Here is a 12536-nt window from a genome sequence, read left to right on the forward strand (position 1 = left end):
ACCATTTCATGGAGTTGTTATGTCTGCCAAACATCCGGTGATTGCGGTAACAGGATCCAGCGGCGCGGGGACCACCACCACCAGCCTCGCGTTTCGTAAAATTTTCGCGCAGTTAAACCTGCGCGCCGCCGAGGTGGAAGGTGACAGTTTTCACCGCTATACCCGTCCGGAAATGGACATGGCGATTCGCAAAGCACGCGATGCCGGGCGGCATATCAGCTATTTCGGCCCCGAAGCTAACGACTTCGGTCTGCTGGAGCAAACCTTCATTGAATACGGCCAGACGGGCAAAGGTCAGTCGCGTAAATACCTGCACACCTACGATGAGGCCGTACCGTGGAATCAGGTTCCGGGGACATTTACGCCCTGGCAGCCGCTGCCTGAACCGACGGATGTCCTGTTCTATGAGGGACTTCACGGCGGCGTTGTCACCCCTCAGCAAAATGTTGCCCGGCATGTCGATCTGCTGGTTGGCGTGGTGCCGATCGTGAACCTGGAGTGGATCCAGAAGCTGACCCGCGATACCAGCGAGCGTGGACACTCGCGTGAAGCGGTGATGGACTCGGTGGTGCGCTCAATGGACGATTACATCAATTACATCACACCACAGTTTTCCCGTACGCATATCAACTTCCAACGCGTACCAACCGTCGATACCTCTAATCCCTTTGCCGCCAAGAGCATTCCGTCACTCGATGAAAGCTTTGTCGTGATTCATTTTCGTAATCTGGAAGGGATCGACTTCCCGTGGCTGCTGGCCATGCTGCAGGGCTCATTCATTTCTCATATCAATACGTTGGTCGTACCGGGCGGAAAAATGGGTCTGGCGATGGAATTGATTATGCTGCCGCTGGTGCAGCGACTGATGGAAGGCAAAAAGATAGAGTGATATGTGGAAAGCGCCCGATGGCGCTTCGCTTATCGGGCCTACGACTCAACATCACCCTATAGGCCGGATAAGGCAACGCCGCCATCCGGCATCAGCAATTACGCGGCAACCACTTCATAGGAGTGGGTAATATTCACCGCCTTTTCCAGCATCAGCGCCACGGAGCAATATTTTTCCGCCGAAAGATCGACCGCACGTGCGACGGACGCATCTTTCAGATCGTTACCCGTTACGATGAAATGCAGGTTGATATGGGTAAACAGGCGCGGCGCTTCATCACGACGCTCGGAGGTCAGCTTCACTTCGCAGTTGGTCACATCCTGACGACCCTTTTGCAGGATCGACACCACATCAATTGCGCTGCAACCACCCGCAGCCATTAAGACCATTTCCATCGGGCTCGGCGCTTTATCACCGGAGTTACCGTCCATCAAAATCTGGTGGCCAGAAGCGGACTCACCGAGGAAGGTCAGCCCTTCAACCCACTTAACACGTGCTTGCATATTTTATTACTCCGATGCATCAATTTTCCTGACAGATTACGCGCACACAACAAATCTCGCAACGGAAGGCGACCTGCGTCATGCTGAAGCGAGACACCAGGAGACACACGGCGAAAGCTATGCTAAAACAGTCGGGATGCTACAGTAATACATTGACGTACTGCATGTATGCAGAGGACATCACATTACAGGCCGTCGCACGTATTGACAGCCCCCTTCCCAGGTAGCGGGAAGCACATTTTTGCAAACCCAGAGACAGGATGTTTTTTGGCTCTGGAGACAGCTTATAACAGAGGATAACCGCGCATGGTGCTTGGCAAACCGCAAACAGACCCGACTCTCGAATGGTTCTTGTCTCATTGCCATATTCATAAGTACCCATCGAAGAGCACGCTGATTCACCAGGGTGAAAAAGCGGAAACGTTGTACTACATCGTTAAAGGCTCAGTGGCAGTGCTGATCAAAGATGAAGAAGGGAAAGAAATGATCCTTTCTTATCTGAATCAGGGCGATTTTATTGGTGAATTAGGCCTCTTCGAAGAAGGTCAGGAACGCAGCGCCTGGGTCCGTGCTAAAACTGCATGTGAAGTCGCTGAAATTTCCTACAAAAAATTTCGCCAATTAATCCAGGTCAATCCAGATATTCTGATGCGCCTGTCCTCTCAGATGGCTCGCCGTCTGCAGGTCACGTCTGAAAAAGTGGGCAACCTTGCCTTCCTCGACGTTACCGGTCGTATCGCGCAGACTCTGCTGAATCTGGCGAAACAGCCTGATGCGATGACCCACCCGGACGGCATGCAGATTAAAATCACCCGTCAGGAAATCGGCCAGATCGTTGGCTGCTCCCGTGAGACCGTCGGTCGTATTCTGAAGATGCTGGAAGATCAGAACCTGATCTCCGCACACGGTAAGACCATCGTCGTCTACGGCACACGTTAACCCCATCGAAGTGGCGCGTTACCCCGTAATGCGCCACTTTTGTTTGCTCCGATGTGGCGAAGACTGATATACCACCCAGAGATCAACTACGCACTACGACAAACGCTGGTGCTATGTTTACCTGTGGCCGTCGGTCTGATCATCGGTCAGCTTCATCTGGGACTCCTCTTTTCCCTCGTCCCTGCCTGCTGCAATATTGCCGGTCTTGATACTCCGCATAAGCGCTTTTTCAAACGCTTAGTGATTGGCGCGTCTTTGTTTGCCGGATGCAGTCTGATCATGCAATTACTGCTGGCACAGACTATACCGCTACCGCTGATCCTCACCGGCCTGACGCTGATTCTTGGTGTAACCGCAGAATTAGGCCCTCTGCATGCGCGACTACTACCTGCCTCGCTTATCGCGGCAATTTTCACACTCAGTCTGGCAGGTAACATGCCCGTCTGGGAGCCGCTGCTAATCTACGCGCTAGGCACATTGTGGTACGGTCTGTTCAACTGGTTCTGGTTCTGGATGTGGCGCGAGCAGCCGCTGCGTGAGTCGCTCAGCTTGTTGTATCGCGAATTAGCCGATTACTGTGAGGCCAAGTACAGCATGCTGACCCAGCATGCCGACCCAGAAAAAGCGCTGCCTCCCCTGCTGGTGCGCCAGCAAAAAGCGGTGGATTTAATTACCCAGTGCTATCAGCAAATGCATATGTTGTCGGCGCATCGCAACAACGATTATAAGCGCCTGCTACGTGCCTTTCAGGAGGCGCTCGATTTACAGGAACATATTTCCGTTAGCCTCCACCAGCCGGAAGAGGTGCAAAAGCTGGTCGAACGTAGCCACGCCGAACAAGTGATTCGCTGGAACGCACGAACCGTCGCCGAACGCCTTCGCGTACTGGCCGATGATATTTTGTATCACCGCTTACCGACCCGTTTCTCAATGGAAAAGCAGATTGGCACGCTGGAGAAAATCGCCAACCAGCATCCGGACAATCCGGTAGGTCAATTTTGCTACTGGCACTTCAGCCGTATTGCCCGTGTGCTACGCACCCAGCGACCACTGTATGCCCGTGATTTAATGGCTGACAAGCAGCGTCGGCTGCCGCTGATCCCTGCCCTGAAAAGCTATTTGTCGTTGAAATCCCCTGCGCTGCGTAATGCCGGACGCATCAGCGTCATGTTGAGCATTGCCAGCCTGATGGGCAGCGCCTTACACCTGCCAAAACCCTATTGGATTTTGATGACAATCCTGTTTGTCACGCAAAATGGCTACGGGGCAACCCGGGTACGTATCTTACACCGTTCAGTAGGGACGCTCGTCGGTCTGGTGATCGCCGGCGTCACGCTGCACTTTCATATTCAGGAAGGTTACACGCTGGCAGGCATGCTACTGATAACCCTGGTGAGTTATCTGACCATCCGCAAAAACTACGGCTGGGCTACCGTCGGCTTTACCGTCACCGCGGTATATACCCTGCAACTGCTGACACTGAACGGGGAACAGTTTATCGTGCCGCGGTTTATCGATACGGTCACTGGCTGCCTGATCGCTTTTGGCGGGATGCTCTGGCTGTGGCCGCAGTGGCAGAGCGGTTTACTGCGTAAAAACGCCCACGATGCGTTAGAAGCCGATCAGGAGGCCATTCGCCTGATTCTTAGCAACGATCCCCAGGCCACACCGCTGGCGTATCAACGCATGCGGGTCAACCAGGCGCATAACACGCTGTTCAACTCACTTAACCAGGCGATGCAGGAACCTGGGTTCAACTCGCACTATCTGGCGGACATGAAACTGTGGGTTACGCATAGTCAGTTCATCGTCGAACACATCAACGCAATGACTACGCTGGCAAGGGAACATACGATGCTGACGCCGGATTTGGCGCAGCGTTATCTGGAGTCCTGTGAAATTGCGATCCAGCGCTGTCAGCAGCGGCTGGAATATGACGGACCCGGAAGCTCCGGCGATGTGAATATTCTTGAGGCGCCAGAGATGCTGTCCCATGGGCCTTTAAGCACCCTTGAGCAGCATCTGCAGCGGGTTTTGGGGCATCTGAACACCATGCATACCATTTCGTCGGTAGCATGGCGTCAGCGACCGCACCATGGGATCTGGCTGAGCCGCCGGTTGCGGGATATGAAAGGTTAAGAGAGTTGCCGGATGGCGGCGTAAACGCCTTATCCGGCCTACAGAGTAAGGTGTGATTCGTAGGCCGGATAAGCGTAGCGCCATCCGGCAATCCGTCAACCCATCACTTTCGCCACGGCCTGCGCGAAGCGCTGCATCCCTTCATCGATATCAGTCTGCTCCACCACCAGCGACGGCGCGAAACGCATCACGTCCGGTCCGGCGTTCAATACCATCACGCCTTCATTCGCCGCGGCGTACAAGAAATCACGCGCCCGGCCTTTAAATTGCGGCTTCAGTTCGGCGCCAATCAGCAGTCCCATACCGCGAATGTCGCTGAAAATGTCAAACTGCTGGTCAATTTTCTGCAAATGCTGAACAAACGCCTGGCGTTTGGCCTGAATACCTTCCAGCACTTCCGGCGTGTTGATGATATCAAACGCAGCTCCCGCAACCGCGCAGGCCAGCGGGTTACCGCCGTATGTGGAGCCGTGTGAACCCACGTGGAACGCGGAGGCAATCTCCTGGGTGGTCAGCACCGCGCTCACCGGGAAACCGCCACCGAGCGCCTTGGCGCTGGTGAGGATATCCGGCGTCACGCCGTAGTGCATATAGGCAAACAGTGAGCCAGTACGCCCCATCCCGCTCTGTACTTCATCAAATACCAACAGCGCCTGGTGCTGATCACAAAGTTCACGCAAGCCATGCAGGAATGCCGGCGTTGCCGCAGTAACACCACCCTCGCCCTGAATAGGCTCGATCACCACCGCGCAGGTGTGATCGTCCATCACCGCTTTGACCGCATGCAGATCGTTAAACGGGACATGGATGATATCTGCCGGCTTTGGTCCAAAGCCGTCGGAATATTTCGGCTGCCCGCCGACGGATACGGTAAACAGCGAGCGACCATGAAACGCGTTATGGAAGGCAATGATTTTGGTTTTGAACGGGCTATGACGCACGCAGGCATAGTGGCGCGCCAGCTTAAAGGCGGTTTCGTTAGCTTCGGTACCGGAGTTCATGAACAGTACGCGTTCGGCGAAAGTCGCATCAATGAGTTTACGACCTAAGCGTAACGCCGGTTCGTTGGTGAAAACGTTGCTGGTATGCCACAGGGTTTCACCCTGGGTTTTTAACGCCTCAACCAGCGCAGGATGACAATGCCCTAACGCGGTAACTGCAATGCCGCCCGCGAAATCAACATACTCTTTACCCTGTTGATCCCATACTCGACTCCCTTTCCCTTTTACCGGGATAAACTCAGCCGGTGCATAAATCGGCAGAATCACTTCATCGAATGTCGCGCGTGTAATTGCAGTTTGTTCAGTTGCCATGTCATTACCACCCTGTTAAGCAGAAATGCTAGTGAAATTATAATCACAAAATATGAATAAAAAATCACTGAATAGCAACCACAAATCACCGGTTGAGGAAATTAGCCAGCAGCTGATGCCCCTGTTCGCTGAGAATGCTCTCCGGGTGAAACTGCACCCCTTCCATATCCCATTCCCGGTGGCGAATACCCATGATCTCCTGTGTTTCACTCCAGGCGGTCACCTCAAAGCAGTCAGGAAGGGTTTCGGGAGCGACCACCAGAGAATGGTAGCGCGTTACCGTTAATGGATTGGCGAGCCCCTGAAAAACGCCCTGCCCGTTATGCGTAATCGGCGACGTTTTACCATGCATCACTTTCGCCGCCCGAACCACGGTCGCGCCAAAGGCCTGCGCCATCGCCTGGTGCCCCAGACAAACGCCCAGCAGAGGGATCTTCCCTGCGTAATAGCGAATAACCTCCAGCGAAATACCGGCGTCATCCGGCGTACAGGGTCCCGGGGAAATGACGATTTTTTGCGGGCTCAGCGCGTCAATTTGCGCCAGCGTCAGCTCGTCGTTGCGCCTGACAAGGACATCAGCCCCCAGTTCGCAGAAGTATTGGTACAGGTTCCAGGTGAAAGAATCATAGTTATCGATAAGCAGGATCATGGCGGCTCCGGTACATAAGAACCGCGCTATTCTACTCAGTTTCCGGTGCTTCGCTTACCACTTTACGAAATATCGCCCGCAGTTCAGACAGGTCACCCATCGCCCCGCTCTGATTAGCCTGATTCCACTCCTCAACCGGAATGCCATCCCAGCTCAGCACATACCCTGCATGAATCGCTAACTGTTCGAAGAAAATACGCTGCGCCAGACCGCTACCAATGCGAAACGGATGCAGCACATTGATTTCGCAATAATAGTGCGCAAGACGATCGACAAACTTGTCTTCCGGTAATCCCACCAGCCAGGACTCATCTTCCAGGTCCTGCATCAGTGCATTGCCCTCTTTCTCGATATAGGCGAAATGGCAAAAGCGAGTATCGCCCTGGTAAATATCGACTTCGCGCAGGTGTCCCGCCCAGTCAAAAATATCTCGATACAGCTGGCGATGAATGGCGCACAGGTGCGGTAAGCCTCGTTTAAGCGGCCCCAATTCGATAGTCGCCGCACGCAGCGCCGTCAGTTCATAAGCCGCCTGCGCCAAACGCTGCGCCTGATGAATCCCCAGACGGTTACGCATGACATTCAGGCCCGGATATAAATACGGGTCGCGACCATCACCGAATTTATCGCTCATAGTGCCTCCTCAGCTCTTCAAGACGCGCCAGAGCGTCTTCAGCACTCAGAGTAACCCGTAGAATATCTACGCCTTCCAGCCGTCGGCTGGCCTGGAAATTGGCGTTTCGCCACTGTTCCCACAGCCTGGACTTTTGTTTATCGGTGAGTTTTTTCACGTGACCTCCCTGAATGAGCCGACACTTGCCACAAGTATAAGCAGCAATTTCGGGTTACGCAGAGAGAGGGGTGAACGCGGGCAAGAACTACCCGCGCTAGATGCGATTACGGCAGAACTTTAGCAGAAAGGATAACAATCGGTTTTGACGGAACATTCTGGTATGGACCGACATCATGGGTCTGTACCTGAGAGATCTTATCCGCGACATCCATACCTTTCACAACTTTTCCGAAGACAGCATAGCCAAAGTCGCGCTGGCCGTGATCGAGGAAAGCGTTGTCTGCAATGTTGATAAAGAACTGGCTGGTCGCGCTGTCTTTATCCGCTGTACGTGCCATAGCAATCGTGCCGCGGGTGTTACGCAGTCCGTTATCGGCTTCATTCTTGATTGGCGGGTTAGGTTTCTTCTGCTGCATCTGCTCGGTAAAACCGCCACCCTGCACCATGAAGCCAGGGATGACACGGTGGAACGTAGTGTTGTTATAGAAACCGCTGTTGACATAATCGACAAAGTTTTGCACTGAAACCGGGGCTTTCTGACTGTTCAGCTCCAGCTCAATGTTACCAGCAGAGGTTGTCAGCAGAACATGAGGGTCACCTTTTGCTGCCAGTGCTGCGGGAGAGAGAGCAGAAAGAGCGAGAACAGCTGCAACAGCCGCCAGAGTCGATTTGAGCATGAGAATTCCTTAACAAGAGCAGAAATGAAGCAAGTGAATTGATTCTAAAGAGCCTTCAAGGACAAGGCCATCCCTTTACCTAATTTTACGTACTTGAAACAAATGTAACCTTACTGCCGCATGAATCAATGTGATTTAGATCACATACAAAAATGTAATAAACAAAGTCATTACCAATAAATATTTAAATACATCACAAAAGCGCCTAAAATCTGCCCGCTCACGGCGCAGTCAATGCGCCTTACACTTCTATACAGGCCAGTCATGACTAACAGCAATCGCATCAAGCTCACATGGATTAGCTTTCTCTCCTACGCCCTGACAGGTGCGTTGGTAATTGTCACCGGGATGGTGATGGGAAACATCGCAGATTACTTCCATTTGCCCGTTTCCAGCATGAGTAACACCTTCACCTTCCTGAATGCCGGCATTCTGATCTCTATCTTTCTAAATGCATGGCTAATGGAAATCGTGCCCCTGAAAACCCAGTTGCGCTTCGGCTTTATCCTGATGGTACTGGCAGTCGCCGGACTGATGCTCAGCCATAGCCTGGCCTTGTTCTCTGCCGCCATGTTTGTATTGGGTCTTGTGAGCGGTATAACCATGTCGATTGGTACGTTCCTGGTAACTCAAATGTACGAAGGTCGCCAGCGCGGTTCCCGCCTGCTGTTTACTGACTCCTTCTTCAGCATGGCCGGTATGATTTTCCCGATGGTTGCCGCGTTCCTGTTAGCGCGCAGCATCGAATGGTATTGGGTCTATGCCTGCATCGGCCTGGTATACGTCGCCATTTTCCTGCTGACCTTCGGTTGTGAATTTCCGGCACTGGGTAAACACGCTCAGCAGTCAGACGCGCCGGTAGTAAAAGAAAAATGGGGGATTGGCGTGCTGTTTCTGGCGATCGCCGCGCTGTGCTACATCCTCGGTCAGTTGGGCTTTATCTCCTGGGTTCCGGAATACGCCAAAAGCCTGGGTATGAGCCTGAACGACGCAGGTAAACTGGTCAGCGACTTCTGGATGTCTTACATGGTTGGCATGTGGGCGTTTAGCTTCATTCTGCGCTTCTTCGATTTGCAACGCATCCTGACCGTACTGGCGGGTCTGGCCACCGTACTGATGTATCTGTTTATCACGGGTACGCCGGAACATATGCCGTGGTTCATTCTGACGCTGGGCTTCTTCTCCAGCGCGATTTATACCACCATCATTACCCTTGGCTCCCAGCAGACGAAGGTCGCCTCACCCAAACTGGTTAACTTCGTTCTGACCTGCGGCACCATTGGTACTATGCTCACCTTCGTGGTAACCGGCCCTATTGTGGCACATAGCGGCCCGCAGGCGGCATTGCAGACGGCTAACGGCTTGTATGCGGTTGTATTCGTAATGTGCTTTATTCTTGGCTTCGTCACGCGTCATCGCCAGCATAACGCGCCAGCAATGCATTAATCTCAGTGCCGGGGGCGCTTCGCTAGCCCGGCCTACACACTGCCGGATGGTATCCACATCATCCGGCATATTTTCGCCCCCTCTCTTCTTTCACTGGTCATGTAGGCCAATTCTTACAAAAACCCCTTAATTTGTACGCTATTTATACAAACACGAAAACTCAAATAATTCCGTCACTTATAAAAATGCTGACAAATCAGTTATATACCTCTTAAGGAGTATATAAGGGCGAATTTGATTTGCATCAATAAGTGCGGTTGCTGAATCGTTAAGGTAGGCAGTAATAGAAAAGAAATCGAGGCAAAAATGAGCAAAGTCAGACTCGCTATTATCGGTAATGGTATGGTCGGCCATCGCTTTATTGAGGATCTTCTTGATAAATCCGACGCTGCCAATTTTGATATTACCGTCTTCTGTGAAGAACCCCGCAAAGCATACGACCGCGTACACCTGTCTTCCTACTTCTCCCACCACACCGCCGAAGAGCTTTCTCTGGTGCGTGAAGGATTCTACGAGAAGCACGGCGTTAAGGTGTTAGTGGGCGAGCGCGCAATTACCATTAACCGCCAGGAGAAAGTAATCCACTCCAGCGCAGGTCGTACGGTTTACTACGATAAGCTAATCATGGCGACGGGCTCTTACCCGTGGATCCCACCGATTAAAGGTTCGGAAACCCAGGACTGCTTCGTTTACCGCACCATCGAAGACCTCAACGCGATTGAGTCTTGCGCGCGCCGTAGCAAACGCGGTGCCGTGGTCGGCGGTGGCCTGCTGGGCCTGGAAGCCGCTGGTGCGCTGAAAAGCCTCGGCGTTGAAACCCACGTGATTGAATTCGCCCCAATGCTGATGGCTGAACAGCTGGATCATATGGGTGGCGAGCAGTTACGTCGCAAAATTGAAAGCATGGGCGTGCGTGTGCACACCAGCAAAAACACCAAAGAGATCGTTCAGGAAGGCACCGAAGCGCGCAAAACCATGCGTTTTGCCGACGGTAGCGAACTGGAAGTCGATTTCATCGTCTTCTCTACCGGTATTCGTCCACGCGACAAACTGGCCACCCAGTGCGGCCTTGACGTCGCGCCACGCGGCGGTATCGTCATTAACGACACCTGCCAGACTTCTGACCCGGACATCTATGCCATCGGCGAATGCGCAAGCTGGAACAACCGCGTGTATGGTCTGGTCGCTCCTGGCTACAAAATGGCGCAGGTTGCCGTTGACCATATTCTCGAAACTGAAAACGCCTTTGAAGGCGCGGACCTGAGCGCCAAGCTGAAGCTGCTCGGCGTTGACGTCGGCGGTATTGGTGACGCGCATGCTCGCACGCCGGGTGCACGTAGCTATGTCTATCTCGACGAAAGCAAAGAAGTCTACAAACGCCTGATCGTTAGCGAAGATAACAAAACCCTGCTCGGCGCGGTTCTGGTTGGCGACACCAGCGATTACGGCAATCTGCTGCAGTTGGTGCTGAACGCCATTGAACTGCCGGAAAATCCAGATTCACTGATTCTGCCAGCGCATGCGGGCAGCGGTAAGCCATCTATCGGTGTCGATAAACTGCCGGACAGCGCGCAGATTTGCTCCTGCTTTGACGTCACCAAAGGCATGCTGGTTGCCGCTATCAACAAAGGCTGCCATACCGTTGCGGCGCTGAAAGCGGAAACCAAAGCCGGTACCGGATGTGGCGGGTGTATCCCGCTGGTAACGCAGGTCCTGAACGCCGAACTGGCGAAACAGGGTATCGAAGTGAATAACAACCTGTGTGAACACTTCCCGTATTCACGTCAGGAACTGTTCCACCTGATCCGCGTAGAAGGCATTAAAACTTTCGAAGAGTTGCTGGCCAAACACGGGAAAGGCTACGGCTGCGAAGTGTGTAAACCTACCGTGGGTTCTCTGCTGGCTTCCTGCTGGAATGAGTACATCCTCAAACCGCAGCACACGCCGTTGCAGGACACCAACGACAACTTCCTGGCTAACATCCAGAAAGACGGTACTTACTCCGTGATCCCGCGCTCTGCGGGCGGTGAAATTACCCCTGAAGGCCTGGTGGCCGTGGGCCGTATCGCGCGTGAATTTAACCTGTACACCAAAATTACCGGTTCTCAGCGTATCGGTCTGTTCGGCGCGCAGAAAGATGACCTGCCGGAAATCTGGCGTCAGCTGATTGAAGCGGGTTTTGAAACCGGCCACGCGTATGCCAAAGCGCTGCGTATGGCGAAAACCTGCGTAGGTAGCACCTGGTGTCGTTATGGCGTCGGCGATAGCGTCGGCTTCGGCGTGGAGCTGGAAAATCGCTACAAAGGCATTCGTACCCCGCACAAAATGAAATTCGGCGTCTCCGGTTGTACCCGCGAATGTGCGGAAGCTCAGGGCAAAGACGTAGGTATCATCGCCACTGAGAAAGGCTGGAACCTGTACGTTTGCGGTAACGGCGGGATGAAACCTCGCCATGCAGACCTGCTGGCAGCAGATATCGATCGCGAAACGCTGCTCAAGTATCTTGATCGTTTCATGATGTTCTACATCCGTACCGCCGACAAACTGACCCGTACCGCACCGTGGTTAGACAATCTGGAAGGCGGTATCGAGTATCTGAAGTCCGTCATCATCGACGACAAGCTGGGCCTGAACCAGCATCTTGAAGAAGAGATGGCCCGTCTGCGTGAAGCGGTGGTCTGCGAGTGGACAGAAACCGTTAACACTCCATCCGCGCAGGTTCGCTTCAAACACTTTATCAACAGCGATAAACGCGATCCGAATGTCCAGGTTGTGCCTGAACGTGAACAACATCGTCCGGCCACGCCTTATGAGCGTATCCCGGTGACTCTGGTGGAGGAAAACGCATGAGCCAGTGGAAAAACATCTGCAAAATCGATGACATTCTGCCTGCAACAGGCGTCTGCGCCCTGTTAGGTAACGAGCAGGTTGCAATTTTCCGCCCGTATCACAGCGACCAGGTGTTTGCGATCAGCAACATCGACCCGTTCTTTGAGTCCAGTGTGCTTTCTCGTGGGCTTATTGCTGAACATCAGGGCGAATTGTGGGTTGCCAGCCCGCTGAAAAAACAGCGTTTTCGTTTAAGCGACGGACTGTGCATGGAAGACGAACAGTTCTCCGTGAAACATTACGAAGCGCGAGTGAAAGACGGCACGGTGCAACTGCGCGATTAATAAATTTTTGGGAGG

Annotated in this window: 12 protein-coding genes and 1 pseudogene; 6 read left to right on the forward strand and 7 right to left on the reverse strand. The window is 53.2% G+C overall.

All coding sequences use genetic code 11. The annotated features are described in order from the left end of the window. Positions 1 to 19: 19 nt before the first annotated feature. Entirely contained in the window at positions 20 to 889 is an 870-nt protein-coding gene (locus OGV89_RS01275) for a phosphoribulokinase (protein WP_003827751.1), read from the forward strand. Between the two features lie 98 nt (positions 890 to 987). Here OGV89_RS01275 and OGV89_RS01280 read toward each other — a convergent pair whose 3' ends face one another. Continuing rightward, complete coding sequence (locus OGV89_RS01280) at positions 988 to 1392, reverse strand: OsmC family protein (protein ID WP_003023611.1); 405 nt, start codon at positions 1390 to 1392, stop codon at positions 988 to 990. 306 nt (positions 1393 to 1698) lie between these two features. Between OGV89_RS01280 and crp the strand changes: the two genes are divergently transcribed. After that, positions 1699 to 2331 carry a cAMP-activated global transcriptional regulator CRP gene (gene crp / locus OGV89_RS01285; RefSeq protein WP_000242758.1) on the forward strand — a complete coding sequence of 211 codons (633 nt, stop codon included), beginning with the start codon at positions 1699 to 1701 and terminating at the stop codon, positions 2329 to 2331. A gap of 51 nt (positions 2332 to 2382) precedes the next feature. Beyond that, complete coding sequence (locus tag OGV89_RS01290; protein ID WP_003023605.1) at positions 2383 to 4470, forward strand: YccS/YhfK family putative transporter; 2088 nt, start codon at positions 2383 to 2385, stop codon at positions 4468 to 4470. Here OGV89_RS01290 and OGV89_RS22960 read toward each other — a convergent pair. The 6 genes and pseudogenes from OGV89_RS22960 to ppiA form a co-directional block, all read right to left on the reverse strand. Further along, a pseudogene (locus OGV89_RS22960) lies at positions 4463 to 4561 on the reverse strand (hypothetical protein); the annotation flags it as partial. The gene OGV89_RS01290 and the pseudogene OGV89_RS22960 sit on opposite strands and share 8 nt — an antisense overlap. 4 nt (positions 4562 to 4565) lie before the next feature. Continuing rightward, positions 4566 to 5783, reverse strand: a complete 1218-nt coding sequence (argD, locus tag OGV89_RS01295) for a bifunctional acetylornithine/succinyldiaminopimelate transaminase (RefSeq protein ID WP_003837946.1) — start codon at positions 5781 to 5783, stop codon at positions 4566 to 4568. An 85-nt stretch (positions 5784 to 5868) separates the two neighbouring features. After that, a complete protein-coding gene (gene pabA, locus OGV89_RS01300; RefSeq protein ID WP_003847954.1) occupies positions 5869 to 6432 on the reverse strand; it encodes an aminodeoxychorismate synthase component 2 in 564 nt (187 codons plus the stop codon). Between the two features lie 31 nt (positions 6433 to 6463). After that, entirely contained in the window at positions 6464 to 7066 is a 603-nt protein-coding gene (locus OGV89_RS01305) for a putative adenosine monophosphate-protein transferase Fic (protein WP_096890047.1), read from the reverse strand. Continuing rightward, positions 7056 to 7223: a FicA/YhfG family antitoxin gene (ficA, locus tag OGV89_RS01310; protein ID WP_096890049.1), complete on the reverse strand. Its 168-nt coding sequence runs from the start codon at positions 7221 to 7223 to the stop codon at positions 7056 to 7058. The genes OGV89_RS01305 and ficA overlap by 11 nt, the downstream gene beginning before the upstream one ends. Before the next feature lie 106 nt (positions 7224 to 7329). Further along, on the reverse strand, positions 7330 to 7902 hold the full coding sequence (gene ppiA / locus OGV89_RS01315; protein WP_003023595.1) for a peptidylprolyl isomerase A: 573 nt from the start codon (positions 7900 to 7902) through the stop codon (positions 7330 to 7332). A gap of 264 nt (positions 7903 to 8166) precedes the next feature. On the opposite strand from ppiA, the gene tsgA reads away from it, so the two are divergent. The 3 genes from tsgA to nirD all read left to right on the forward strand — a co-directional run bounded on the left by tsgA (position 8167) and on the right by nirD (position 12521). Further along, positions 8167 to 9348 (forward strand): MFS transporter TsgA, encoded by a 1182-nt coding sequence (tsgA, locus tag OGV89_RS01320; protein ID WP_003847955.1) that lies wholly within the window; start codon positions 8167 to 8169, stop codon positions 9346 to 9348. Between the two features lie 306 nt (positions 9349 to 9654). Continuing rightward, positions 9655 to 12198 (forward strand): NADPH-nitrite reductase large subunit, encoded by a 2544-nt coding sequence (nirB, locus tag OGV89_RS01325; protein WP_003023592.1) that lies wholly within the window; start codon positions 9655 to 9657, stop codon positions 12196 to 12198. Further along, positions 12195 to 12521 carry a nitrite reductase small subunit NirD gene (gene nirD, locus OGV89_RS01330; protein WP_286558035.1) on the forward strand — a complete coding sequence of 109 codons (327 nt, stop codon included), beginning with the start codon at positions 12195 to 12197 and terminating at the stop codon, positions 12519 to 12521. The genes nirB and nirD overlap by 4 nt, the downstream gene beginning before the upstream one ends. Positions 12522 to 12536 lie beyond the last annotated feature (15 nt).

It is taken from the genome of Citrobacter sp. Cf125, assembly GCF_030333935.1.
GTDB lineage: Bacteria > Pseudomonadota > Gammaproteobacteria > Enterobacterales > Enterobacteriaceae > Citrobacter > Citrobacter freundii.